A 24281-nucleotide genomic window follows, 5' to 3' on the forward strand; every position below is an offset into this window, starting at 1 on the left:
GTGGGCGTGCCATGCCGGAACCTCGCGCCAGCCGTCCGACAGGGTCATGCGGCGGCAGGGCCGCGCTCCTTATTGCCGCACAGCCCGACCGATAGGCTCCGGTGGCGAGGGGATGCGGCCATGGGAAACACGAGACGCCTTCTGGACCTCAGCCTGCTCGCGCTCGCGGCCACCAGCCTCGCCGCCGGCCTGGGCGCCATTTGGCTCGGCCGGGCCGACTGGGCCGCCGGGCTGCTGCTGGCCGGAACGGTCCCGGTGCTGCTGGCGGTGCTGATCGACAGCCTGGCCAGCCTGCTGCGCCGCGAGGTCGGCCTCGACATCCTCGCGCTGCTCTCGATCGGCGGCGCCCTCGCGCTCGGCGAGCATGTCGCCGCTGGCGTGGTGGGCGTGATGCTGTCGGGCGGGCGCGCCCTGGAGGGCTATGCCGAGGCGCGGGCCCGGCGCGAGATGTCCGCGCTGCTGGCCCGCGTCCCCCGCACGGCCAGCCGCTACGCGGAGGGCCAGCTCGCCGCCGTGCCGCTGGACCAGGTGGCGGCCGGCGATCGCCTGCTGGTGCGGGCCGGGGAAGCCGTGCCGGTGGACGGGGTCGTGCTCGAAGGGGCCGCGGTGCTGGATGAATCCGCGCTGACCGGCGAGCCCATCCCGGTCACGCGCGGGCCGGGCGAGGCGGTGCGCAGCGGCGCGGTGAATGCGGGCGCCCCGTTCGACATGCAGGCCCGGGCGAGCGCCGCCGCCAGCACCTTCGCCGGCATCGTGCGCCTGGTGCAGGAGGCGCAGTCCGCCAAGGCGCCGGCCGCCCGCCTGGCCGACCGCGCCGCGCTCGTCTTCACCCCGCTGGCCATCGGCCTGGCGGGCGCCGCCTGGGCCTGGAGCGGCGACCCGGTGCGCGGCCTCGCCGTCCTGGTGGTCGCCACCCCCTGTCCGCTGATCCTGGGCGTGCCGGTGGCCATCGTCTCCGGCCTGTCGCGCTGTGCCGGGCGGGGCGTGCTGGTGAAGGGCGGCGGCGCGCTGGAGGCGCTGGCCCGGGTGCGGACGCTGTTCATCGACAAGACCGGCACGCTGACCGCCGGGCAGGCCCGCCTGGCCGGCATCGAGGCGGCGCCGGGCGTGCTGCCCGACGAGGTGCTGCGTCTCGGCGCCAGCCTGGACCAGAGCTCGCAGCATTCCATCGCCCAGGCGCTGGTCACCGCCGCCCGCGCGCGCGGCCTGGCGCTGGCCCTGCCGAGCGCGGTGGAGGAACAGCCCGGCGCCGGCCTGACGGGCCTCGTGGAGGGCCGTCCCGTCTCGGTCGGCAGCCATGCCTATGTCGCTGCCCGGGTACCGGAGGCCGACTGGACCGGCCGCTTCCTGCGGCGCATGGGCTATGAGGGCGCCGCCGGCGTCTTTGTCGCGGCGGAGGGGCGGATGCTGGGCGCCATCCTGCTCGCCGACGAGATCCGTCCGGACTCGCCGCGCGCCCTGCGCCTGCTGCGCCAGGCCGGGATCACGCGCGTGGTGATGCTGACCGGCGACCGCCGCGACGTCGCCGAGACGATCGGCCTGGCGCTCGGCGTCGACGAGGTGCGGGCCGAGCAGCAGCCGCAGGACAAGCTCGCCGCCATCGCCGCGGCCCGGCAGGCGGGCGAGACCTGCGCCATGGTGGGCGACGGGGTGAACGATGCCCCGGCGCTGGCGGCGGCGGATGTCGGCGTGGCCATGGGGGCGCGCGGCTCCGGCGCCTCCTCGGAGGCGGGCGACGTCGTGCTGCTGGTGGACCGGCTGGACCGGCTGGCCGAGGCGCTGGCCGTCGCGCAGGGGACGCGGCGCATCGCCCTGCAGACCGTCGCGGTCGGCATGGGGCTGTCGGCGCTGGCCATGGTCGCGGCGGCGCTGGGCTTCCTGCCGCCGGTCACCGGCGCGCTGCTGCAGGAGGCGATTGACGTGGCCGCCATCCTGAACGCGCTGCGGGTCCTGCGCCTGCGCATCCCGGGGCGCCCGCGGGCGGCGCTGCCTGCCGCCGAGGTTGCCCGCCTCCAGGCGGAGCACCAGCGGCTGGCGGCGCCGCTGTCCCGCCTGCGCGCCGTGGCCGACCAGCTCGCCACGCTGTCGCCGCGCGAGGCCGCGGCGGCCCTGGCGGGCGTCGAGGAAGTGGTGCGGGAACACCTGCTGCGGCATGAGCGGGAAGACGGCCTGCAGCTCTACCCGGCGGTGGAGCGCGCGCTCGGCGGCGGCGACCCGATGGCCGCGATGCACCGGGCGCATCGCGAGGTGCAGCAGCTTGGCGCGCTGCTCACCCGCATGACCGCCGATCTGCCGGCGGAGGGGCCGGGGCCGAGCGAGATGAATGATTTCCGCCGCGTGCTCTATGGCCTGGACGCCGTCCTGCGGCTGCACTTCGCCCAGGAGGATGAGCTGTATCACAGCCTGGCCGACAGCGAGCATGCAGGGCCGCGGGCTGCTGGCCAGCGACAGCCGGGCCGGCCGTCACCCTGAGCGCGGGATCACCCGGCCTGGCGGTCGCCGCGGGATGCCGTGCCGGGGGCGCTCAGTCTGGCGCCGCCTCGGCCGCGCGCGGCTTCCGGCGGGTGCCGGCGGCGCGCATCCGCTCCAGGATGATGCGGGCGCCGTAGCGCAGGTCATGCACCACCAGGTCGCTCGCCTCATGCGGCGCGCGCCGCTCCAGCGCCTCGACGATCTGGCCGTGCAGGGCGGCGTCGGAGGCGCGGTGGATGGTCTCCACATACTGCCGGCCGACCAGGGGGCCGGTGAGCAGCCAGAGATTCTCGATGGTCCGCACCAGCACCTCGTTGCCGGAGGCGCGGTAGATGCAGAAATGGAAGGCGCGGTTGTGGTTCATCGCGGCCTTCCATTCATTGCCGCGCTCGGCGGCGATGAACTGCCGGTCCAGCGCGCGCAGCTCCTCCAGCATCGCCGTCGTCACCTGCATCGTCGCCAGCACGGTGGCCATGCGCTCCAGCGGCACGCGCACCTCCAGGATGCGCATATAGGCCTCGGGCGACAGCACCGGGACGCGCGGCTGGTATCCCGTCTTCAGCTCCAGCGCCCCCTCGCGGACCAGCTGCATCACCGCTTCGCGCACGGGGGTCGGCGAGGTCTGGCTGAGCTGGGAGATCCTGCGGATGTTCAGCCGGTCGCCGGGCTCGTAATAGCCCGACATCAGGGCGACCCGCAGCTCCGTGTAGATCCTGTCGGAGAGGCTGCTGCGGGCGCCCAGCTCAGCGTCCGGGATGTCGTCAGACAGGGTCAAGGCGTCATGGTTCCTCGAGATCGGCAAGTATGGCAGCTCGCGGCGCGCCCGTCAGCCTGGCCGCTCACGCCGGCGGCGCGCCCGCGGCCTCCGCCGCCCGCACGGCGTCGCGGGCGAGCTGCCCGATGCGCGGCCAGTCGCGGTCGCGGATCGCCTCGGCGGGGGCCATGAAGACGCCGCCCACGGCGAAGACATTGGGCAGGGCGCGATAGTCCTGCAGGTTGGCGGTGGAGACGCCGCCGGTGGGGCAGAAGCGCACCTCCGGGAACAGCGGCTGCATGTGCCGCAGCCAGGCCGGGCCGCCCTGCAGCTCGGCGGGGAAGAATTTCAGCTCGGTGAAGCCGTGCTCGCGCGCGGCCAGGACCTCGCTCGGCGTCACGGCGCCCGGCAGGAAGGGCAGGCCGGCCGCCGCGGCCGCCTGTGCCAGGCCGGGCGTCAGGCCGGGGCTGACCAGGAAGCGCGCCCCGGCCTCCCGGGCCTGCGCGAACTGCGCGGGACGGGTCAGCGTCCCGGCGCCGATCACCGCGCGATCGGCCCGCCGCCGCATCACCTCGATGGCGCCGAGCGCCTGCGGCGACCGCAGGGTCACCTCGATGGCGGGAAGGCCGGCCGCCTCCAGCGTGTCCAGCAGGGGAAGGGCATCCTCCAGGCGATCGACCTGCAGGATGGCGATGAGCGGCGGGCGCCCCGCCAGCAGGGCGGCCAGCGGGCCGGCTGCGGCGGGGGCGGCCAGGGTGTCGGTCGGCGGCATGGCGGTTCCTGTCGCGGGAGAGGGAGGAGGCCGGGCGCGGCCCTAGCGGTGGCGTTCCTGCGTCACCGCCTGGCCGACGGCGGCGACGCCGGTGGACAGCCCGCCATCCACGGCCAGCACCGCGCCGGTGATCATCGAGGCCCGCTTCGAGGCCAGGAAGACCACCGCCTCGGCGACATCGGCGGGATCGGAGATGCGCTGCAGCGGGCAGAGCGATTTCAGCTCGTCGAACAGCCCGGGATTGGCCTCCAGCCGGGCCGCCCAGGCGCGGGTGCGCACCGTCCCGGGCGCCACGACATTGACCCGGACATTGGCGGGGCCGAACTCCACCGCCATCGACTGCGACAGGTGGATCAGCGCCGCCTTGGCCGCGCTGTAGCCGGGAAAGCCATAGACGCCGATGCCGTTGACCGAGGCGATGTTCACGATGACGCCGCCCTCTGCCATCAGCACGCCCTTCAGCGCCTGGATGCAGAGGAAGGCCGAGTCCAGGTTGACGCTGAAATCGGCCCGCCAGGAGGCGGCATCGGTGACGCCCAGGGTGATGGCATGCGCCTTGCCCGCCGTGTTCACCAGGGCGCGGATCTCGCCCAGCGCCCGCGCCTGCCCGACCGCCGCCGCGACCGAGGCCGGATCGGTCACATCCGCCTCGATGGCGACCGCCTGGCCGCCGGCCTGCCGCACCAAAGCGGCGACCGCCTCGGCGCGGTCCATGGCGCGGTCGACGCAGGCGATGGCCCAGCCATCCCTGGCCATGGCCTGGCAGATGGCGCCGCCGATATCGCCGCCGCCGCCGGTCACGAAAGCCCAATGTGTCACGTGAGATCGTCCTTCATGCCAGGATGGCGAGGGGAGGGCGGTGCTGCGCCCAGGGGCGGATCGCCTCGAACTGCGCTGCCAGCTGCAGCACGCCGAGATCGTCGAAGCGGCGTCCGACGATCTGCAGGCCGACCGGCAATCCCTCGGCCGTGAAGCCGCAGGGGATCGAGCAGGCCGGGTTGCCGGAGAGGTTGAAGGGGTAGGAGAATTCCGCCCAGCTCAGCCAGTCCCAGGGATGCTGCGGCCAGTGTTCCGGCTGCAGGCGGTCGGCCGGGAAGGCGGCGACGGAGACGGAAGGCGTCAGCAGGAAATCCCATTCCTCGAAGAAGCGGTGGATCTCGACGCCATAGGCATATTTGCGGATGCGCATCCGCTGGTACTCGGCGACCGTCGTGCCGCTGCCGGCGCGGATGCAGGCGACGAAGCCCGGATCCATCTGCGCCTCCCATTGCGGCAGGAGGTCGCCGAAGCGGGAGAAATGCGCCGGCCAGAAATAGCGCGCCAGCTCCGGACCCTGCGGCCCCCAGGGTGTGCCGGGCTGATCGACCGCATGGCCGAGCGCCTGCCCGATCGCCTCCACCGCCTGCTGCACCCGCTGCGCGACCTCGGGGTCCACCCGCGCATGGCCCAGATCCGGGCTGAAGGCGATGCGCGGCCGGCGCGCGGGCGGCTGCCGCAGCAGCGCCGGGTAATCGGCGGGCGGCGCCTCCAGGCTGGTCGGGTCCCAGGGATGCGGCCCGGCCATCACCCGCAGCATCAGCGCCGCATCGGCCACGTTGCGCGTCATCGGCCCCAGATGCAGCGTGTTGTCGCCGGTGCCGGGCGGATAGACCGGCACCCGGCCATAGCTCGGCTTGAAGCCGAAGGCGCCGCAGAAATGCGCCGGCATGCGGATCGACCCGGCGCCATCGCCCGACTGGTGCAGCGGGCCGTAGCCCGCCGCTGCGGCCACGCCGGCGCCGGCCGAGGAGGCGCCGGCATTGTAGCCCTGCTTCCAGGGATTGTGGGTGATGCCGGTCAGCGGGCTCTGGCTGACGCCCTTCCAGCCGAATTCGGAGGTCGTCGTCTTGCCGAGCAGGATGGCGCCTTCCTGCAGCATCCGCGCGGCCATCGGCGTGGTGAAGTCAGGGGTGTCGCCCTTGCGGGTGAGGCTGCCGAATTCCGTCGGCAGCCCAGCGATCGCCTCGTGGTCCTTGATGGTGATCGGCACGCCATGCAGGCGGCCGAGCGGCGCGCCCTGCATCACCGCCCGCTCGGCGGCGCGGGCCTGGTCCAGGGCCTGTTCCGGCACCAGCAGGGCGAAGGCGTTGAGCCGCGGCTCCAGCGCCTCGATGCGCCGCAGCAGCGCGGTGGTCAGCTCGACCGGCGAGATCGCCTTGTGGGCGACCATCCGCGCCAGCTCGGTGGCCGGCGCGAAGCCGAGATCCTCGTCGCGCATCGCCTCAGCCCTTCTCCACGCCCCAGAACATCGGAAAGCCTTCGACGATGTTGCGCAGGCTCGTGCGGTAGGCGGTCGGCTGGTAGTAGAAGCCGGTCGGGATATAGGGCAGGTCCTGGAAGGCCTGGCGCTGCATCTCGGCGGCGATGCGGCGCTGCTCGGCCGGATCGGTGGCTTCGAGGAAGCTGTCGCGCAGCGCTTCCAGCCTCTCGCTGCTGGGCCAGCCGACCGGGCCGCGCTGGCCGATGCCGCGCATGAAGGAATTGCCGGCCGGGTTCACCGCGACGATGCCGGGCAGGTAGTTGCACCAGACGCTCCAGCCGCCCTTGTCCGGCGCGTTGCGCGAGGAGAGGCGGGGCAGCACGGTGCCCCAGTCCAGCGCCTGGTAGTCCAGGTTGATGCCGACGCGGCGGAACAGATCCGCGGTGATCTCGCTCATCGCATTCAGCGCCGGCAGGTCGCTGGGGACGATGAAGACCACCTTCTCGCCCTTGTAGCCCGCCTCGGCCAGCGCCTGCTTCACGCGGTCCAGGCTGCGCGGGGCGGTCAGCGCCTCCAGCCCCGCCTCGTTCGCCAGCGGCGAGCCGGGGGTGAAGAAGCCGACCCTGTCCTTCCACAGGCTGGTGTCGGACCCCATGGTGGCGATCATGTAGTCTGCCTGGTTGATGCCGGCCAGGAAGGCGCGGCGGATCGCCGGGTTGTCGAAGGGCGGATGCAGCTGGTTGAAGCGGATCATGCCGAGATAGCCGCCCTTGTCCTTCACCTCGACGGCGATGTTGCGGTTGCGCTTCAGCACCGGCAGCAGGTCGGGGATCGGCTGTTCCCACCAGTCCATCTCGCCCGATTGCAGGGCGGCGGCGGCGGTGGAGGCATCGGGGATGGTATGCCATTCCACGCGATCCACCTTCACGACCTTGCCGCCCGCCATGAAGCTGGGCGGCTCGGCGCGCGGCACGTAGCGGGCGAATTTCTCATAGACCGCGCGCTGCCCGGCCATCCGCTCGCCGGGCAGGAAGCGGAACGGGCCGCTGCCGACGATCTCGCTCACCTGGGTGGCGACATCGGTGCGGGCCAGGCGCTCCGGCATGATGAAGCAGGTGGCCGAGGCCTTGCCGAGCGCGAAGGGCAGCTGCGGGAAGGGCTGCTTCAGCCGGATGCGCAGCACCGTGTCGGAGGCGGCGACGATCTCGTCGGCGCGGGCGCGCAGCGTCTGCCCCAGCGCGTCGATGCGCGACCAGCGGTCGATGCTGGCGGCGACGTCGCGCGCCAGCACCGGCGTGCCGTCATGGAAGGTCAGCCCGTCGCGCAGCGTGATGAGCCAGGTGCGGCCGTCATCCTCCACCCGGTGGCCCGCCGCCATCTGCGGCTGCGGCACGAAGCCGGCATCGAGCCCGTAGAGCGTGTCGAAGACCATGGCGCCGTGGTTGCGGGTCACCAGGCCGGTGGTCTGCACCGGATCCAGCAGCGCCAGATCCGATTGCGGGATGAACTTCAGCACCGACCGGCCTTGTGCCCGGCTGATGGCGGGGGCGAGGACCGGGGTGGCCAGGGCGGCGATGGCGGAGTTCAGCACGGTTCGGCGGCGAAGCATGGCGGACGCTCCTCACGAGGCAGGGCTCGAGGCTGGGGCCTGGACGCAGTTTTGACATATCAAAACAAACATTCTTTTCGTGCAATCCCGATTCTCTGCCGGGGATCGCGAATTTCGTGTTGACTCTGATATACGAAAAACCGCCTCATCACCCGGCACTCTGAAAGGTCACGCATGCAGCGCCCGGACGTGAATCGGCTGATCGACCGCCCCCTGACGCTCGGAGAGAGCCCGGTCTGGGACGATCGGGAGGGCGTCCTGTGGTTCGTCGATATCGCCGAGCAGCTGGTGCTCAGCCTGGAGCCGGAGAGTGGCCGGCTGCGCGAGTTCCGCATGCCCGCGCAGCCCGGCAGCCTCGGCCTGGCCACCGGGGGGCGCCTGGTGGTCGCCCTGCGCAGCGGCGTGCACCTGTTCGACCCGCGCAGCGGCGCTCTCGATTTCCTCGTCCATCCCGAGCCCTCGCCGGCCAGCAACCGGCTGAACGATGGCAAGGTCGGGCCGGACGGGAATTTCTGGGTCGGCAGCCTGGACGACCGGGCGGAGCGGCAGCCGGTGGCGGCGCTGTATCGCGTGACGCCCTCGGGCGAGGTCACCTGCATCACCCGCGGGCTGCGCTGCTCGAACGGCCTGGCCTGGAGCCCGGATGGCGGCACGCTCTATCACGCCGACAGCCGCGGCCCCTTCGTGCAGGCCTTCGACTTCGATGCCGCCCGCGGCAGCGCCAGCAACCCGCGTCGCTTGCTGACGCTGACCGAGGCGCAGGGCCTGCCGGATGGCGCCGCCGTCGATGTCGAGGGCTTCTACTGGAGCGCCGGCGTCAGCGCCGGCGTGCTGAACCGCATCTCGCCCGAGGGCGTGATCGTCGAGCGCATCCCGCTGCCGGTGGCGGCGCCGACCATGCCCTGCTTCGGCGGCGCCGACCGCCGGACGCTGTTCGTCACCTCCCTGGCCAGCACCGGCCCTGACGGGCCCGAGCCCGGCACGGTGATCGCCTTCCGCGTCGGGGTCGCCGGGGTGCCGGTCGGCCGCTTCGGCGAGGCGGTGGCGTCGTGACGCCGGAGACCGCGCCCGACGGGGCGCCCTGGGAAGCGCTGCCGCCGCCGCTGTCGGACCTGCACGAGGCGGCAGCGCGGCTGCGCGGCGTCGCGCTGGAGACGCCGCTGCTGGAAAGCGAGCGGCTGAACGCGCGGCTGGGCGGGCGTGTCCTGGTCAAGGCCGAGGGGCTGCAGCACACCGGCAGCTTCAAGCTGCGCGGCGCCTGGAACTACCTGGCGCAGCTGCCGCGCGCGCGGGCGGCAGGCGGGCTGGTGGCGCTCTCCTCCGGCAATCACGGGCAGGCGGTCGCCTGGGCGGGACGGCGGCTGGGCCTCGGGCCGGTCGTGGTGCTGATGCCCCGCGACACGCCGCGCGCCAAGGTCGAGCGCACCCGCTTCTGGGGCGCCGGGGTGGAGTTCTACGATCGCCAGACGGTGGACCGCGCCGCGCTCCTCGGCCACTGGACGTCGCAGCGGGGCTACCATCTGGTGCCGGCCTATGACGACCGGCGCGTCATCGCGGGGGCCGGCACGCTGGCGCTGGAAGCGATGGCGCAGGCCGCGGGGCAGGGCGCGGTGCCGGACCTGCTGGTCGTCGCCTGCTCCGGCGGCGGGCTCTCGGCGGGCTGCGCCCTGGCGCTGCAGGGCGGGAAGACGCGGCTCCTCGCCGTCGAGCCGCCCGGCCATGACGACCTGCTGCGCAGCCTGGAGGCCGGCCGGCGCCTGACGAATGCCGGGAACGTGCCGTCGATCTGCGATGCGCTGCTGGCGATCACGCCGGGCGCCCTGCCCTTCGGCATCCACCAGCAGCATGGCACGCGGGCGGCGGTGGTGACCGACGATCAGGCCCGCGCCGCGGTCTTCACCCTGTTCGCCGAATTCGGCCTGGTCGTTGAGCCCGGGGGCGCCCTGCCGCTGGGCGCGCTGCTCGCCGATCCCGCCCTGGTCCGCGGGCGCACGGTGATGGTGATTGCCAGCGGCCGCCATCTCGACGGGTCGCTTCTGGCGGAGATCGTCACCCGCTCCGCCCCGCCGCCTGCCTAGGGTGGCGGCGGCAGCGTGGCGGCGAGGGGCTTGCGTCAGGAAACAACAAGGGAGGATCACCCATGCGGATGGCAGGACTGCTCGGGATGGCGCTGGTCGCGCTGTCGCTCGGTGCCGGCGCGCGCGACGCCGCGGCGCAGGCCGCCGGCGGGCCGACGCTGGCCGCGGTGAAGGCACGCGGCGTCGTGCTCTGCGGCACCAGCGGCGCCAGCCCCGGCTTCGGCCTCTTCGATGCCCGTGGCGAGCTGCGCGGCATGGATGCCGATCTGTGCCGCGCGGTGGCGGCCGCGGTCTTCGGCGACGCGACGAAGGTGCGCTACATCGTGATGACCGCGCCGCAGCGCATCGTCAGCCTGCAGGCCGGCACCATCGACCTGGCGGCGCAGTCGCTGACCTGGACGCAGACGCGGGAGACCAACAACGGGCTGGAATTCACCGGCACGCATTTCTATGACGGCCAGGGCTTCCTGGTGCGGCGCTCGCTCGGCATCGCCGAGGGCCGCGCGCTCGATGGCGCGACGATCTGCCTGCCGCAGGGGGGGCGTGCGGAGATCAACGCCGCCGAATGGGCCCGCGCGGCGGGGATCAAGTTCACGCCGCTGATCTTCGAGCGCGCCGACGAGGGCATCGCCGCCTATGAGGCCCGCCGCTGCGATGCGCTGAGCAACGACGCCACCCTGCTGCTGGGCATCCGCTCGCGGCTGCAGAATCCGGCGGAGCACCTGGTGCTGGCCGACCGCATCAGCAAGGAACCGCTGGGCGCCTATGTCCGCAAGGGCGACGAGCAGTGGCTCGATATCGTCAAATGGACGCTGCACGCGCTGATCAATGCCGAGGAGCTCGGCGTCACCCAGGCGAATCTGGACGAGATGCTGCAGAGCCAGAATCCGCTGGTGCAACGCCTGCTGGGTGTCACCGGCGAGCATGGCCGCTTCATGGGGCTCGACAGCCGCTGGGCCTACCATGTGATCCGCAACATGGGGAATTATGGCGAAGTGTTCGAGCGGCATTTCGGCGAGGCCAGCCAGACCCCGACGCCGCGCGGGCTCAATCGGCTCTGGACCCAGGGCGGGCTGATGTACGGCGCGCCGATCCAGTAGAGCGGCGGAGGGGGGGCAGCCTCCCTCGGCATCCGCAGGCATCCTCGCCCGCGAGCGTCATCCCTGCGTGGACGCTGCGGCGAGGGTCGCCTGCGGGACAACAAGCGCCATCCTCCGGGCGGCAACCGATCGGCTGCCCCATTCGTTTTGGCGGGCCTGAGCCTCCAATCATCCGGTGGTCCCGGCGCGGCCGGTGACGCCGCTGCGCTTGCGGTCGTGGCCGCGCTGGGTCCCGCTGCCGGACACCGCCGCATTGCGGGCCAGGCTGGACCGCAGCCATCGCCCGTCCGCCACCACAGGGCGCCGCCTGGGTCGTTCGATCCCGGCGGCATCCGGTGCAGCAGACCTGCCCCGGCTGGAAAAAAGGCAGAAAAAAGGCGAATCCGCCACAATCTCGACCAGATTGGCGAACCCCCGGCGATGTCGGGGGTTGGGGAAGGAGGGCGATACGACGTCGCCTTTGCCGAAAGGTCTTCATGCCCAGCAAGGAAGAGAAAATCATGCGCAAGACAATGCTGTTCTCCGGTTCTTCGCTCGCGATGGTCTGCCTGGCCCCCTGGCTCGCCAGCGCCCAGCCCGCCCCGAACAACACGGGAAATCCAGGCGCCCAGCCTCAGGCGCAGGCCCAGGGGCAGGGGCAGGGGCAGGGGCAGGGTGGCAAGCCATCGGCCGGCCAGCGTGCCGGGGCTTCGGACAAGCCGGGCCAGCAGGCCCAGGGGCAGCGGCAGGTTGCCGAGACGTGCATGCGCGACCTGACCGCGTTCAGCGAGCGGATGGACAAGGAAGGATACTGGCTGAGCGGCTACCGCCAGGGATTCGGCTGGAACACGCCGGGTCGGCTGGGGATGGACGGCGCGCGCACCACCATGGCGCCGGCCAACACGCCGGCGGGCACCGCGACCACGTCCGGCACCAACAACCGGGGCGCCGCGGCCTCCGGCACCGGGGCATCGGCCGCCGCGGCGGGCACCGGCCCCTGGGGCAACATGACCTGGCGGACGGCGCCGGCTCAGGAGATCGGCACCCTCTACCGTGCGGCCGCCGTTCTGGCCCATCGCGGCGATGAGCAGGCCTGCCAGACCGTGCTGGGCGAGGTCCGGGATGTCTATGGCGAGTATGCGGGCCAGCTGCGCGAGGCCGGGGTGGAGCCGGGGCAGATGGTGTCCTACCGCCAGCAGCAACTGGCGGCGGCGCAGCCGGTGACGAAGATGCAGCGCAACTTCCGGGCCGACAACATCACCGGCATGGACGTCCGCAATCCGCAGGATGAGTATCTCGGCAGCGTGGAGGACGTGATCCTCAACCCGGGCAACGGGCAGATCAGCTACGTGATCCTCTCGCGTGGCGGCTTCCTGGGCCTCGGCGAGGATTATGTGGCCCTGCCCTGGCAGCAGCTGCGGGCCACGCCGCAGATGGATGCCTTCGTGGTCCGGGTGACGGAAGACACGCTGGACAAGGCGCCGAAGGTCAATCCGGACAGCTTCGCGAATGCGCAGGCTGATACGCAGCGGCGGCAGGAGATCGACCGCTTCTGGCAGCAGCAGACACAGGGCGGCTGAGGTGACGCAGGGGGAGGAGCGACAAGGCTCCTCCCCACCCCCAGGCAGGGTTGGAACAGATGCTCTTTGACTCCTGGTTCGGCCTGCTGCGCGTCCTGCTGGTCGGCAGCCTGGCCTATGCGGCCCTGGTGCTGATGCTGCGGATCTCGGGCAAGCGGACGCTGGCGAAGCTCAACGCCTTCGACCTGATCGTCACCGTGGCGCTGGGCTCGACGCTCGCGACGGTGCTGCTGAACAATTCCGTGGCCCTGGCGGAGGGCGTGCTGGCCTTCGCCCTGCTGGCCGGGCTGCAATACGTCGTGGCCTGGCTGTCGGTGCGCTCGGATCGCTTCGACCGTCTCGTCAAATCCGAACCCAGCTTGCTGCTCCACGAGGGGCGCATGCTCGAGGGCATGATGCGCGAGCAGCGCGTCACGCGGGACGAGGTTCTGGCCGCCCTCCGCGCGTCCGGCGTGGCCAGCCCGGCTGCCGCGGCGGCCGTGGTGCTGGAAACCGATGGCACGTTGAGCGTCATCCCGGCTGCCGCTGCCGCGAGCGGAACCGTCGAGGTGCTGCGCGGGGTGCGGACCTCGGCCTGATGGTCCTGCGGTGCTGAACCAGCCTGGCCGGCTGGCCGCCCTCAGGCGTGGTCAGGCGGGACGGCCCTGGCGGGCGCGCACCGCCCGCGAGGGGGCTGTTGGCCCTGCGTCATTCGGCGTGGGAGTAGAGCGGCTGGCCCGCCACCGGCAGGGCCACGCGCAGGATCGACCCGGTCTCGGATTCGGTCACGAAGAGGGTACGCCCCCCGGCGCCCCCGAAGGCCAGGTTGGTGGTGGACCACCCGGCGCAGGAGGCAATGCGCGCCAGGGGTTCTGCCCGGGGAGAGAGGCGCCAGACCGTGCCGAAGCCCGCATGGGCGACCAGCAGGCAGCCTTCGGCGTCCAGAGCCAGGCCATCGGGGCCGCTCGGCCCGCCATGGAGGTGGCAGAAGATGCTGGCCTTGGTGACGCTGCCATCCTCATGCAGCGGCAGGCGCCAGATCTGGTTGGCGCGCGTCACCGCCACCAGCAGGAACGAGGCATCCGGCGCCACCACGATGCCGTTGGGGCTCGGCACCGTGTCGATCAGCCGCTGCAGCCGCCCGTCGGCGCCGAGGCGGTAGACCCGGCCCGAGGGGTCCTGCAGCCCCGTCTGGCCCTGGTCCGTGAAGTACAGCGCGCCATCCGGCCCGAAGACCAGGTCGTTGACGCCCTTGAAGCTCTCGGACCGCACGGTATCGAGGAACGGGGTGACGGTGCCGCTCTCCGGCTCCAGCAGCATGATGCCGCGCTTGTAGTCCGTGATGAAGATGCGGCCGTCCCGGTGGATCTTCAGCCCGTTCGGCCAGCCATCATACTCGGCGACCTGCTCCCATTCCCCCTCCGGCGAGATGCGGAAGACCCGGCCGAAGGGGATGTCGGTGACGTAGAGCCGGCCCTGGCGGTCGAAGGACGGGCCCTCCAGGAAGCTGTCGACGGGACGTCCGGCGCGGTTGGCATCGCTCCAGGCCGTGCGCCGCGCCTGGCGGAACCGGTCGGGCAGGCGGGTGAAGACCTCGGTCTCGAGGCGCGGCGGCGCGGCGAAGAAGCTCATCCTGCTGGCCCTTACTGCTTCTCGATGCCGCCGGTGGCGGCGACGTCGCGCCAGCGCGCGGTCTCCTCCCGGATCAGGCGGGCGAAGGCGTCGGGCGCGATGCCGCCCGGCTCGGAGCCGAGATCGGCGATGAAGCTCTTCATGTCCGGGGCGGCGATGGCGCGCGCGGCTTCCTGCTGCAGGCGCTGCACGACCGCGTCCGGCGTGCCCTTCGGCGCGGCGAGGCCGGACCAGTTGATGACGCTGTAGCCGGGCAGCCCGGCCTCCCCGAAGGTCGGCACCTCCGGCAGCGCCGCCACCCGGTTCGCCCCGCTGATGGCGAGCGGCCGCAGCTGCCCGCCGCGGATATTGCCCAGGGCGGAGCCCGGCGACAGCATGACCAGGTCCACATTGCCCGACAGGACGCCGATCACCGCCTCGCCCGCGCCGCGGTAGGGGACGTGGTAGAGCTTCACGCCCGCCGCCCGCTCGAAGGCGAGCGTCGCGAAATGCGGCGCGCTGCCCATGCCGCCGGTGCCGTAGGTCAGCTTCTCCGGGTCCTTCTTCGCCGCCGCGACGAGCGAGGCGAGGTCGCGGTAGGGCGAGTTCTGGCCCACCGCCAGCAGGATCGGCGAGAAGGCCGTCACGGTGACGGGGCGGAAGGCGGTCTCGACGTCGAAGGGCAGCCGGCTGAACAGGTAGGGCAGCATGGCATAGGTGTTGTCCATGGCCAGCAGCGTGTAGCCGTCCGGCGCCGCACGGGCGGCCTCGCCGGCGCCGATCGTGCCGGTGGCGCCCGACTTGTTCTCCACCACGAAGGTCTGCCCCAGCTGCTCCGACAGCTTCTGCGACAGGCGCCGCGCCAGCGTGTCCACCGCGCCGCCCGGCGCCCAGGGGACGATCACCCGCACCGGGCGCGAGGGATAGGCCTCCTGGGACCGGGCCGGACGGGGCAGGGCGAGCCCGGCCAGGCCCGCGGCCAGCAGGCTGCGGCGGGGCAGGGGAGGCAGGACAGGGTCGGGCATTCGTGTTTCCTCCTGGAGATCAGATTTTCGAAACGCCATTGCGTTTTTCTTGTTACCCTGGCACTGCAGGTCCAGCCCTGTCAATCGAACCGGCGCGACAACGACGCCGGGCTCGTGGAGGAAGACGGCCATGGCTCTTGGATGTCGCGGTCTCCGGCGCCGTCGCCCGGTGACGCCGCCCGGTGATGCCGCCCTGGGCGATCGCCGGCGATGCACCCCGTTCCACGGGGCCGGGCGCAGGGGCGTCACCCGGGGCGCCCCGGTCGCGCCACGCTTGAAAGACTGAATCCCGGTCAGCGACGCCTCTCCCGCCCGTTCTGGAATGCAGCCCCATGCCCGAGGCCACCATGCGCCCCACTGTCCTTGTTTCCGCCGCCAGGCTGGCACCGGAAGCCGTCTCCATGCTGGAGGAGGCCGGCTATGCCGTGCACTGCTCGACGGCCTACCCGAGCGAGGAGGAACTCCTCGCCGCCATCGCCCGGCATCGCCCGGTGGCGATCCTGCACCGGCAGGGCATCATCAACGGCACGGTGATGGATGCCGCGGCGCCTGAGCTGCGCGTCGTGGCGCGGCATGGCGCGGGCATCGACGGCATCGACATTCCGGCAGCCAGGGCGCGCGGTCTGACGGTGACGCGCGCGGCCGGGGCCAACGCCCGCTCCGTCGCCGAGCACGCCATGGCGCTGATGCTCTGCCTGCTGAAGGACCTGCCCTCGGTGGTCAGCGGCATGCGCGAGGGCCTCTGGGAGAAGACCTCCCGCATGACGCGCGACATCGACGGCATGACCCTCGGCCTCGTCGGCTACGGCGCCATCGGCTCCAGGGTGGCGCGCTACGCCGATGCCTTCGGCATGCGCGTCCTGGCCTTCGATCCCTACCTGCCGGCCGGTGGCCTGCCCGGGCCGGGCGAGCGCGTCGACACGCTGCCGGACCTGCTGCGCCAGGCCGAGGTGCTGTCGCTCCACTGCCCCCTGGAGCCGGAAACCCGTGGCCTGATCGGCGCGGCCGAGCTGGCCCTGCTGCCGAAGGGGGCCATCCTGGTGCACACCGCGCGCGGCGGCATCGTGGATCAGGACTCGCTGCTGGCGGCGCTCGATTCCGGGCAGCTGGGCTGGGCGGGGCTGGACGTCTTCGCCCAGGAACCGCTGCCGGCCGACAGCCGCTTCCGCAGCCATCCGCGTGTCGTGGCGACGCCGCACCTTGCCGCCAACACGCCGCGGGGCGCCACCGGCATGGCCTGCGGCGCGGCGGACAGCATCATCGCCGTGCTGGCAGGGCGCCTGCCGAGCCTGGCAGGCGCGGTGGTCGTGCCCGGCGGGATGCCGGCCGAGCTCTTCCCGGCTTCCTGACGCAGCCTCCAGGGCGTCGAAGGGGAGGACCCCCGGTCCCCCCCCCGCTCTGCGGGACCGATCCGCGGCGGGCTTTCGCAGACCGGGCGCCCGTCGCCGCCGCCGCGAGGCAGGCCGCCATCCCGACAAGATCTGCCAACGACACAGCACCATGGGAGTGAATCCATCATGATCGAACGCCGCATGCTCCTGGCCGCGGCAGCCGCCCTGGCCGCACCGCGGCTGGCGCGGGCGCAGGCCTGGCCGACGCGTCCCTTGAGGCTGATCGTCGCCTATCCGCCGGGCGGCGCGGTGGACCTCGCCGGTCGATTGATCGCCGACACGCTGGGCGCCCGGCTCGGCCAGTCGGTGGTGGTGGAGAACCGCACCGGCGGCGGCGGCACCATCGGCACCGCCGCCGTCGCCCATGCGGCGCCGGACGGCTACACGCTGGGCGCCAGCGCGGTGAACAGCCTCTCCATCAATCAGTACCTCTACCGCGATCTGCCCTACGCCCCGGAGAAGGACCTCATCCCGGTATCCCTGGCCTGGGAGGCGCCGCTGGTGGTGGTCGTGCCCACCGACCACGTCCCGGCGACGACCCTGGCCGAGTTCGTGGCCTGGGCGAAGCAGCGGCCGAGCGGCATCGCCTTCGGCAGCTCCGGCATCGGCACCACCGTGCACCTGTCCGGCGAGATGCTGTGCCGGCGCACCGGCATCCAGGGTCTCCACGTGCCTTTCCGCGGCGGCTCTGACGCGCTGACCAGCATGCTGCGGGGCGATACCCAGCTCACCGTCGACAACCTGCCGACCGCCTTGTCCAACCTGCGGGGCGGCAAGCTGCGGGCCCTGGCGGTGACCTCGGCCGAGCGGTCGCCCGACCTGCCGGACGTACCCACCATGGCCGAGGCGGGCGTGCCCGATTTCCTGGTGACCTCCTGGGGGGCGATCACCGTGCCCGCCGGCACGCCCGAGGCGGTGGTGGACCGCCTTTCGGAGGCCATGCGCGAGGTCGCGGCCGACCCCGCGGTGCAGCAGCGCTTCCGCCCGACCGGCAACAAGCCCCTGGGCACGACGCCACAGGAGGCCGCCGCCCGCGCGGCGCGGGAACGGCCGATGTGGGAGCAGCTCGTGCGCGCCTCCGGGGCGACGCTGGACTGAGCGGGATGGAGGACCGCCAGAGGAGGGCGCCCTGGTCGGCGGGCGAAGGGCCGCCCCGCCACCGGGCACCGCCCGGGGCCACGGATTGCCACTTCCACATCTACGACAGCCGCGTGGCGTCCGCGCCCGGCACGCCGCACCATCCGGATGCGACGGAGGCAGGGTACCGCGCGCTGCAACAGCGCCTCGGCCTGTCGCGCGGGGTGCTGGTGCAGCCCTCGGCCTATGGCACGGACAACAGGCGGCACCTGCAGGCCCTGGAAAGCCTGGGTCGCGAGTCCTTCCGCATGGTGGCGGTCGTCGCTGCCGATGTGGCGGAGGCGGAGCTGCGCGTGCTGGACGCCGCCGGGGTGCGCGGCGTGCGCTTCAACCTCACCATGCCCGGCGTGCTGGGACTGGCGGATCTGGAGCGGCTGGGGAGGCGCATCGCGGCGCTGGGCTGGCACATCCAGCTCAATGCCTCCGAGGCGCAGCTGCGGACGGCGCAGGAGGTGCTGGCGCAGCTGCCGTGCCGGCTGGTGCTGGACCATCTGGGGCATGTTCCCCAGCTCGCCGGGCTGGACAGCGAGGCCTTCAGGATCATCGGGCGGCTGCTCGACGCGGGCAACACCTGGGTCAAGCTGTCCGGCCCCTATATCCGCAGCCAGGTCGGAGCGCCGCATTATCCGGATGCCGGCGCCGTGGCGGCGGCCCTGGCGCGCCGGGCGCCCGAGCGCCTTCTCTGGGGCACCGACTGGCCGCATCCGACCCGGCCCGCGGAGGCGAAGCCGGACGATGCCGGATTGTTCGACCTCGCGATGGAATGGGCGGGGTCCGACGCCGTGCAGCGCCGGATGCTCGTGGAGAACCCGGCCGAAATCTACGGCTTCAGCCGGCTGTGACGCGTCCGGGCGGCGTGCGCGACGAGGCTCGCCAGCCTTCCATCGCCGCCCGGGCGCATCCCTGCATGACGGTTGGTGCCCGCATGGTGGTGCCGGTGCCGCTGACGAAGGGGTTGCGGGTGACGTCCCGCCCGGGCGGATGACCCTCTTCCGGCGCATCGGATTCAAGCCTGGTGAAAGGCTCCAAAGCTCGATGATGGACGAAGGCCGGTCGGCGGTCATTCAGCCCTCGAGATAGGCTCCCAATTCCTCCGGCGTCCCCTGAGGGAAGGCGTCCTTCAGGTGGTCCAGAAAGGCGGAGACGCGTGCGTTCAGCAGCCGCCGAGACGGGTAGAGCGCCCAGAGTGCGATGTCCGGGCCGTCCACATCACCCCAGTGGACCAGCCTTCCGGCTGCCAGGTCACGGCTCACCAGCGATATCGGCAGGCGCCCGGCGCCGACACCTGCGCGAACCGCATCGCGGACCATGACGAGCGATGACAGGCCAAGCACCGTGCGCGTCGCGACGCGCACGCGCCCCTCCGCATTCATCACATCCCAGGTCACGGCGCCTTCCCCTGACCCTCGCACCACGGCGGGGACCGCGGTCCCGTCCGACGGCCGGGCCAGCGCAGGGCTCGCCACGACGACGAGCCGGTCGCGCAGGAAGGCGCGGCCAACGAGGCTCTCGTCCGGGTCCGGGTTGACGCGGATCACCAGGTCGTAGCCCTCCTCCACCATGTCGACGGCCCGGTCCTCCGTCGTGACCTCGAGCCGGACCTCCGGGTGTTTCAGCGCGAATCCCGCCGCCAGCCGCCCCATCGCGGTCTGCGAAAACAGAAGCGGCGCGCTGACCCGCAGGCGACCGCGTGGACGGTCCACGCCGGAAGCGATCGCCGTCGCCGCCTCGTCCAGCTCGTTGAGCAGGGCCGCCGTCCGCTCGTGCAGCGCTCGGCCTTCCTGGGTCAGCCTGAGTGCCCGGGCGCCACGCTCGAACAGGCGCAGGTCGAGGCTGCCTTCCAGTTCCGCCACCCGGCGGGACAGGGTCGCCTTGGGACGACCGGCGGCGCGGGCGGCCCGCCCGAACCCACCGTGCCGGGCCACCAGGTTGAAGTCAGCGAGGGCAAGAAGGTCCATGCGTTCCACCAGTGAGACGAGCTGTCTAGATGTAGCGTCTACTGGGCCTCCTGTGGATCAGCCATCTTCCGGGCGTCACCAACGCCAACCGGAGTGAACCCCATGACCATCCTCGTGACCGGCGCCACGGGCCAGGTCGGCCGCAACGTCGTCCAGCAGCTCGCCAAGCGCGGCGCCGACCTGCGTGCCTTGGTGCGCAACCCTGTCCAGGCCAGCCTCCCCGAAGGCGTCACCACGGTTCAGGGCGACCTGCTGGACGTTGATTCGCTGCGCGCCGCCTTTGCCGGCGTCTCGACGCTCTTTCTGCTCAATGCCGTGGTGCCCGACGAATTCACCCAGGCGCTGATCGCCCTGAACACCGCCCGCGAGGCGGGCATCGAGCGGATCGTCTATCTCTCGGTGATCGAGGGCGAGCGCTACCTCAACGTGCCGCATTTCGCGGGCAAGTTCGCGGCCGAGCGCATGATCGAAGGGATGGGGCTGCCCGCCACCATCCTGCGCCCCGCCTACTTCATCGACAACGACGCGGCGGTGAAGGACGTCATCACCGGCTCCGGCCTCTACCCGATGCCGATCGGCTCCAAGGGCCTCGCCATGGTGGATGTGCGCGACATCGGCGAGGTCGCGGCGCTTGAGCTGCTGCGCCGCGAGCGGGCCGCCGAGCCGCTGCCGCTCGACCGCATCAACCTGGTCGGCCCCGACACGCTGACCGGCGCGGACGTCGCCGCCATCTGGTCGGAGGTGCTCGGCCGCCCGATCGCCTATCCGGGCGAGGATCTGGCCGGGTTCGAGGCGCACTCCCGGCAGTTCATGCCGGGCTGGATGGCCTTCGACATGCGTCTGATGGCCGAGCGCTTCGCGACCGTGGGCATGGTGCCGCAGCCCGGCGACGTGTCGCGTCTGACCGCCATGCTGGGCCGTCCGCTCCACTCCTACCGCGACTTCGCGACCCGCATCGCCGCCGCGGCCTGACGCCGGGCGGCTCCCACACACGAAGCAGAAGGACCATCGTCATGATCTTCTCGACCGCCACCATCCCGGTCAACCCTGAGGGCGAGGTGCCGCTGACCCGCGCGCAGGCCTGGGATGGCCTCGTCCTCAAGGCCCGCGACGCCCGCCTGTTCCTGCCGCCCGGCCTCTGCACCCGCTGCGAGGTGGTGGAGGAAAGCGCGACGCACATCGTGCGCGAGGCCACCATCGCGGGCGTCGGGCTGCGCGAGATCATCGCCTTCGAGCCGAACAGCAAGGTCACCTTCTTCCAGGCGACCGGACCGCGCGAGGGGGCCATCGTCAACGAGCTGTTCGAGGACCCGGCGGGCGCGCTGCAGCTGCGCTTCTACTGCTACCTCGGGGTGCGGGGGAAGGCTCCGGGCGGCCCGGAGGAACAGGCCGAGCAGGCGCAGTTCGACAGCGAGCAGGGCTACAAGGCCGCGCTGCTGTCGACGCTCAGGCGCATGCGTGAGCTGCTGGCCCCGGTCCGGATCTGATCCCTGAGAGGAAGCTGGATGGCGGGACCTCCTCAGAGAGCATGTTGCCCTTCGTGGAGGCACCGCCAGCTTCACCGCATGGCCCACGGCTGGCAGGACCCGCGCCCGGTGGTGCGCGCTGCCGCAAGTCCTGATGGCCACCAGCGCGGGCGGCGGCGTCTCGAAGGGCCGGACCATGTCGCTGCGCCGGCCAATATAGCCACCCGTGCATATAAACGCGGCTGAAACGAATTGCTTCCAACCGGTGTTTGGGTTGATTGCGGTAGACATCCCGGCGTGGATCATGAGCCTGGCTGAAACAGGCAGGTGGAGACGGGACGCTTGGCAACAAACTTTGAGAAGGGCTCTGAGGCAGGCGCCCATCAGAACCTCTACTTCCTCGCGGGTGGGGGAGAGATGGGCGAGCGCATGCGCGCGTTCGACTGGCAGGCCACTCGGTTGGGCCCGACGGAGGCTTGGCCGCAGAGTCTGCGGACGGCCGTGTGCCTCATGCTTCATGCCAAGCAGCCCATGTTCCTGGCGTGGGGGCCAGAGCTCACCCTGCTCTACAACGATGACTACGCAACGGTTCTCGGCTCCAAGCACCCGCGTGCGCTTGGCCAGGCATTTGAAGCGGCCTGGTCCGACATCTGGCCCCAGTTCGGTCCCATCGTGCAGCAGGTCATCGGAGGCAGAGCGCTCTCCTTCGAAGATCTGCCAATCCCGATGCGGCGCAATGGCTATCCCGAGGACACCTGGTTCAGCTTTTCCTACACACCGATCCACAGCGAGGACGGCAGCATCGCTGGTCTGTTCTGCGCATGCATCGAGACCACTGCCAAGGTCCTGGGAGAGCGAGCCCTGCGGAACAGTGAAGCCAAACTTGAGGCTCTGGTCGCTGCGCGGACGGCAGAGCTTGATCGGGTTTGGCGGAACTCCCGCGATCTCCTCGTCATCATCAACGCTGAGGGGATCTTCCAGGCCGTGAGCCCCGCCTGGACGGCCGTCCTCGGGCACAAACCCGCAGAGGTGGTCGGCCGCAGTTTTCTCGACTTCATCTGGCCAGAGGATGCCGAACCGACACTGGCGGCACTGGGTCGGGCTGCGAACCAACTTGACCTGATCAGCTTCGAGAACCGCTACCGGCACATCGATGGCACGGTGCGCTGGATCTCGTGGAGCACGTCCTTCGAGGGTGAACTGGTTTACGCCTATGGGCGTCATGTCACTGTGGAGAAGGAGCAGGCCGCCGCTCTGCAGCGGACCGAGGAGCGCCTGCGCCAGGCACAGAAGATGGAGGCCATCGGCCAGCTCACGGGCGGCCTGGCCCATGACTTCAACAATCTCATGCTGGGTATCACAGGCAGTCTGGAGCTTCTCAGCACCCGCATCGACCAAGGCCGGAGCGACGGCATCGACCGCTATGTCGATGCTGCCCGCGGCGCGGCGGACCGTGCCGCCTCTCTGACGCACAGGCTGCTGGCCTTCTCGCGCCAGCAGACACTCGATCCAAGACCTATTCGGGTAAGCCCGCTCATCACCGGGATGCAGACGCTCCTGCGGGGCACCGTCGGCCCGGCGATCAGTGTCCAGATCAAGCTGGGCACCGATGTCTGGCCGATCCTTTGCGATCCGAACCAGCTCGAGAATGCACTGCTGAACCTCTGCATCAACGCGCGCGATGCCATGCCAAACGGCGGCCAGTTGACGATCGCGACGTCAAACCTTGACCTCGATGAGGCCGATGCCAACGCGCGCGGCCTGCCTGCGGGCCAGCATGTGGCGATCTGCGTAACCGACACGGGGGTCGGCATGACGCCGGAGGTGAGTTCGAGGGCCTTTGAACCGTTCTTCACCACGAAGCCGATCGGCCAGGGGACGGGCCTGGGACTTTCCATGGTGTACGGATTCGTCCAGCAGTCCGGCGGCCATGTGCAGATCCTGTCGGAGGCCGGTCAGGGCACAACGATCTGCCTTCACCTCCCTCGTTTCCAGGGAGAGGTGCCGGCCGCGGGTGCCGAGGAAGAACCGGTTCCAGAAGCCCTTGTCAGTACGAGAGTGACCGTCCTTGTCGTCGACGATGAGGCAACGATCCGGATGCTGGTGACGGAGGTCCTTGCAGATCTCGGCTACGTCGTCCTCGAGGCGCCGGACGCTGCCTCCGGGCTGGAATTGCTCCGCTCGACCGCGCGCATAGATCTGCTGATCAGCGACATTGGGCTGCCTGGCGGCATGAATGGGCGGCAGATGGTCAACGCGGCGCGTCACCTTCGCCCTGACCTGAAGGTCCTGTTCATTACGGGCTACGCGGAGCAGGCTCTGCTCGGCGAGGGGCGTCTGGAACCGGGCATGCAGGTCATGACCAAACCCTTCGCGCTGGGCCATATGACGCAGCGGATCAAGGACATGCTCTTGCAGGCATAGGCTCGTGCACGGATCGAGCCGTCAGAACCGAAGGCACGGCTGAGAGAAAAAGTAGAATTCCTGCCGCTCTTTCGCTGTCTTGTGGGCTGCAGGCAGCAGCGCCAGCACCATCAGGATGTTTAGAACAGCGGCGCCACACCACGGCCAGCGTCGTGCAGGCGCCGAGCCCGTTCAGCAGCCAGGCGCCTGTCAGCATGCAGGCCGACCGCCACCAGCACGCCGAGGCAATCAGATCTGCATCATGGACGGGCTCGGCGGGCACGGTGGCCCACGCGGCGTCGATCCCGCAGCACAATGTTTCCGTGACAGGTTGCAACGGCGGGGAGCATCAGGAGAACAACGCGCCGGCGGCGTCGGGCAGCACGCGGACCGAATGGCAGCCGCCAGCCTCCGGCAGGTCGAGCTCGACCCGGCGCGAGGCATCAACATCGCCCGCCAGGAAGGCGGCGATGGAGCGCACCTGCTCGTGGCCAGCAGGAAAACAGGCGCCCGGCCTTGGCGGGCCATCCCGGCGAGGGGACACGGGAAGGATCGTTCAGCAACAGGCATTGCGATCAAAGTGCAGGTTGCTCCTGCCTGCTGCTGCAGAAAGGCCTGCTAGAGCATAATCCGATCATTCTGGTTCATATCCTGCGGCGGTGAAGTAGCTGGCACACTCCTGCGGTGAGAACTGCGGGAGGGCGTCACGGATGGCATCCCAGAGCGCA

At 71.3% G+C, this 24281-nt stretch carries 21 protein-coding genes; 12 read left to right on the plus strand and 9 right to left on the minus strand.

Translation table 11 applies throughout. The features are described from left to right. Positions 1 to 120: 120 nt before the first annotated feature. Positions 121 to 2472 carry a heavy metal translocating P-type ATPase gene (locus WFI16_RS16630; protein WP_419898951.1) on the plus strand — a complete coding sequence of 784 codons (2352 nt, stop codon included), beginning with the start codon at positions 121 to 123 and terminating at the stop codon, positions 2470 to 2472. Between the two features lie 52 nt (positions 2473 to 2524). Here the strand turns inward: WFI16_RS16630 and WFI16_RS16635 are convergent, their stop codons facing one another. From WFI16_RS16635 to WFI16_RS16655, 5 genes are all read right to left on the minus strand, one after another. After that, a complete protein-coding gene (locus WFI16_RS16635) occupies positions 2525 to 3247 on the minus strand; it encodes a GntR family transcriptional regulator (protein ID WP_419898952.1) in 723 nt (240 codons plus the stop codon). A 64-nt stretch (positions 3248 to 3311) separates the two neighbouring features. Further along, on the minus strand, positions 3312 to 3998 hold the full coding sequence (gene eda / locus WFI16_RS16640) for a bifunctional 4-hydroxy-2-oxoglutarate aldolase/2-dehydro-3-deoxy-phosphogluconate aldolase (protein ID WP_419898953.1): 687 nt from the start codon (positions 3996 to 3998) through the stop codon (positions 3312 to 3314). Between the two features lie 42 nt (positions 3999 to 4040). Beyond that, on the minus strand, positions 4041 to 4817 hold the full coding sequence (locus WFI16_RS16645) for an SDR family oxidoreductase (protein WP_419898954.1): 777 nt from the start codon (positions 4815 to 4817) through the stop codon (positions 4041 to 4043). Positions 4818 to 4830: 13 nt separating this feature from the next. Continuing rightward, positions 4831 to 6255: an amidase gene (locus WFI16_RS16650; RefSeq protein ID WP_419898955.1), complete on the minus strand. Its 1425-nt coding sequence runs from the start codon at positions 6253 to 6255 to the stop codon at positions 4831 to 4833. Positions 6256 to 6259: 4 nt separating this feature from the next. Beyond that, positions 6260 to 7846 carry an ABC transporter substrate-binding protein gene (locus WFI16_RS16655; RefSeq protein WP_419898956.1) on the minus strand — a complete coding sequence of 529 codons (1587 nt, stop codon included), beginning with the start codon at positions 7844 to 7846 and terminating at the stop codon, positions 6260 to 6262. 174 nt (positions 7847 to 8020) lie between these two features. Here WFI16_RS16655 and WFI16_RS16660 point away from each other — a divergent pair, with 174 nt between their 5' ends. From WFI16_RS16660 to WFI16_RS16680, 5 genes are all read left to right on the plus strand, one after another. Next, entirely contained in the window at positions 8021 to 8899 is an 879-nt protein-coding gene (locus tag WFI16_RS16660) for an SMP-30/gluconolactonase/LRE family protein (RefSeq protein WP_419898957.1), read from the plus strand. After that, the gene (locus WFI16_RS16665) at positions 8896 to 9924 is read left to right on the plus strand and encodes a threonine ammonia-lyase (protein ID WP_419898958.1); all 1029 of its coding nucleotides are present in this window, start codon (positions 8896 to 8898) and stop codon (positions 9922 to 9924) included. The genes WFI16_RS16660 and WFI16_RS16665 overlap by 4 nt, the downstream gene beginning before the upstream one ends. 68 nt (positions 9925 to 9992) lie before the next feature. After that, a complete protein-coding gene (locus tag WFI16_RS16670; protein WP_419898959.1) occupies positions 9993 to 11024 on the plus strand; it encodes an amino acid ABC transporter substrate-binding protein in 1032 nt (343 codons plus the stop codon). 335 nt (positions 11025 to 11359) lie between these two features. Next, positions 11360 to 12583 (plus strand): PRC-barrel domain-containing protein, encoded by a 1224-nt coding sequence (locus WFI16_RS16675; RefSeq protein ID WP_419898960.1) that lies wholly within the window; start codon positions 11360 to 11362, stop codon positions 12581 to 12583. Between the two features lie 59 nt (positions 12584 to 12642). Beyond that, the gene (locus tag WFI16_RS16680; RefSeq protein ID WP_419898961.1) at positions 12643 to 13161 is read left to right on the plus strand and encodes a DUF421 domain-containing protein; all 519 of its coding nucleotides are present in this window, start codon (positions 12643 to 12645) and stop codon (positions 13159 to 13161) included. A 109-nt stretch (positions 13162 to 13270) separates the two neighbouring features. Here WFI16_RS16680 and WFI16_RS16685 read toward each other — a convergent pair whose 3' ends face one another. Next, entirely contained in the window at positions 13271 to 14194 is a 924-nt protein-coding gene (locus tag WFI16_RS16685; protein ID WP_419898962.1) for an SMP-30/gluconolactonase/LRE family protein, read from the minus strand. A gap of 11 nt (positions 14195 to 14205) precedes the next feature. Continuing rightward, positions 14206 to 15198, minus strand: a complete 993-nt coding sequence (locus tag WFI16_RS16690) for a Bug family tripartite tricarboxylate transporter substrate binding protein (RefSeq protein ID WP_419898963.1) — start codon at positions 15196 to 15198, stop codon at positions 14206 to 14208. A gap of 332 nt (positions 15199 to 15530) precedes the next feature. Between WFI16_RS16690 and WFI16_RS16695 the strand changes: the two genes are divergently transcribed. From WFI16_RS16695 to WFI16_RS16705, 3 genes are all read left to right on the plus strand, one after another. Next, a complete protein-coding gene (locus tag WFI16_RS16695; RefSeq protein WP_419898964.1) occupies positions 15531 to 16547 on the plus strand; it encodes a hydroxyacid dehydrogenase in 1017 nt (338 codons plus the stop codon). A gap of 168 nt (positions 16548 to 16715) precedes the next feature. After that, complete coding sequence (locus tag WFI16_RS16700; RefSeq protein WP_419898965.1) at positions 16716 to 17687, plus strand: Bug family tripartite tricarboxylate transporter substrate binding protein; 972 nt, start codon at positions 16716 to 16718, stop codon at positions 17685 to 17687. Positions 17688 to 17692: 5 nt separating this feature from the next. Next, complete coding sequence (locus tag WFI16_RS16705) at positions 17693 to 18568, plus strand: amidohydrolase family protein (protein WP_419898966.1); 876 nt, start codon at positions 17693 to 17695, stop codon at positions 18566 to 18568. 222 nt (positions 18569 to 18790) lie between these two features. Here the strand turns inward: WFI16_RS16705 and WFI16_RS16710 are convergent, their stop codons facing one another. Then, on the minus strand, positions 18791 to 19684 hold the full coding sequence (locus tag WFI16_RS16710; RefSeq protein ID WP_419898967.1) for a LysR family transcriptional regulator: 894 nt from the start codon (positions 19682 to 19684) through the stop codon (positions 18791 to 18793). Positions 19685 to 19786: 102 nt separating this feature from the next. Here WFI16_RS16710 and WFI16_RS16715 point away from each other — a divergent pair, with 102 nt between their 5' ends. The 3 genes from WFI16_RS16715 to WFI16_RS16725 all read left to right on the plus strand — a co-directional run bounded on the left by WFI16_RS16715 (position 19787) and on the right by WFI16_RS16725 (position 23574). Next, entirely contained in the window at positions 19787 to 20656 is an 870-nt protein-coding gene (locus WFI16_RS16715) for an SDR family oxidoreductase (protein WP_419898968.1), read from the plus strand. Between the two features lie 41 nt (positions 20657 to 20697). Continuing rightward, entirely contained in the window at positions 20698 to 21171 is a 474-nt protein-coding gene (locus WFI16_RS16720) for an SRPBCC family protein (protein WP_419898969.1), read from the plus strand. A gap of 408 nt (positions 21172 to 21579) precedes the next feature. Then, positions 21580 to 23574 carry a hybrid sensor histidine kinase/response regulator gene (locus WFI16_RS16725; protein ID WP_419898970.1) on the plus strand — a complete coding sequence of 665 codons (1995 nt, stop codon included), beginning with the start codon at positions 21580 to 21582 and terminating at the stop codon, positions 23572 to 23574. Positions 23575 to 23902: 328 nt separating this feature from the next. Here WFI16_RS16725 and WFI16_RS16730 read toward each other — a convergent pair whose 3' ends face one another. After that, entirely contained in the window at positions 23903 to 24034 is a 132-nt protein-coding gene (locus tag WFI16_RS16730; protein WP_419898971.1) for a hypothetical protein, read from the minus strand. Between the last annotated feature and the right edge of the window lie 247 nt (positions 24035 to 24281).

This window comes from Roseomonas sp. USHLN139, from assembly GCF_037145735.1.
Lineage (GTDB): Bacteria > Pseudomonadota > Alphaproteobacteria > Acetobacterales > Acetobacteraceae > Pseudoroseomonas.

What these genes read in the sequence shown, in the direction of transcription:
- WFI16_RS16630 (WP_419898951.1), top strand. Translation starts at nt 121, where the DNA reads ATGGGAAACACGAGACGCCTTCTGGACCTCAGCCTGCTCGCGCTCGCG.
- eda (WP_419898953.1), bottom strand. Translation starts at nt 3,998, where the DNA reads ATGCCGCCGACCGACACCCTGGCCGCCCCCGCCGCAGCCGGCCCGCTG.
- WFI16_RS16650 (WP_419898955.1), bottom strand. Translation starts at nt 6,255, where the DNA reads ATGCGCGACGAGGATCTCGGCTTCGCGCCGGCCACCGAGCTGGCGCGG.
- WFI16_RS16655 (WP_419898956.1), bottom strand. Translation starts at nt 7,846, where the DNA reads ATGCTTCGCCGCCGAACCGTGCTGAACTCCGCCATCGCCGCCCTGGCC.
- WFI16_RS16660 (WP_419898957.1), top strand. Translation starts at nt 8,021, where the DNA reads ATGCAGCGCCCGGACGTGAATCGGCTGATCGACCGCCCCCTGACGCTC.
- WFI16_RS16670 (WP_419898959.1), top strand. Translation starts at nt 9,993, where the DNA reads ATGGCAGGACTGCTCGGGATGGCGCTGGTCGCGCTGTCGCTCGGTGCC.
- WFI16_RS16680 (WP_419898961.1), top strand. Translation starts at nt 12,643, where the DNA reads ATGCTCTTTGACTCCTGGTTCGGCCTGCTGCGCGTCCTGCTGGTCGGC.
- WFI16_RS16685 (WP_419898962.1), bottom strand. Translation starts at nt 14,194, where the DNA reads ATGAGCTTCTTCGCCGCGCCGCCGCGCCTCGAGACCGAGGTCTTCACC.
- WFI16_RS16690 (WP_419898963.1), bottom strand. Translation starts at nt 15,198, where the DNA reads ATGCCCGACCCTGTCCTGCCTCCCCTGCCCCGCCGCAGCCTGCTGGCC.
- WFI16_RS16695 (WP_419898964.1), top strand. Translation starts at nt 15,531, where the DNA reads ATGCCCGAGGCCACCATGCGCCCCACTGTCCTTGTTTCCGCCGCCAGG.
- WFI16_RS16700 (WP_419898965.1), top strand. Translation starts at nt 16,716, where the DNA reads ATGATCGAACGCCGCATGCTCCTGGCCGCGGCAGCCGCCCTGGCCGCA.
- WFI16_RS16705 (WP_419898966.1), top strand. Translation starts at nt 17,693, where the DNA reads ATGGAGGACCGCCAGAGGAGGGCGCCCTGGTCGGCGGGCGAAGGGCCG.
- WFI16_RS16710 (WP_419898967.1), bottom strand. Translation starts at nt 19,684, where the DNA reads ATGGACCTTCTTGCCCTCGCTGACTTCAACCTGGTGGCCCGGCACGGT.
- WFI16_RS16715 (WP_419898968.1), top strand. Translation starts at nt 19,787, where the DNA reads ATGACCATCCTCGTGACCGGCGCCACGGGCCAGGTCGGCCGCAACGTC.
- WFI16_RS16720 (WP_419898969.1), top strand. Translation starts at nt 20,698, where the DNA reads ATGATCTTCTCGACCGCCACCATCCCGGTCAACCCTGAGGGCGAGGTG.
- WFI16_RS16725 (WP_419898970.1), top strand. Translation starts at nt 21,580, where the DNA reads ATGCGCGCGTTCGACTGGCAGGCCACTCGGTTGGGCCCGACGGAGGCT.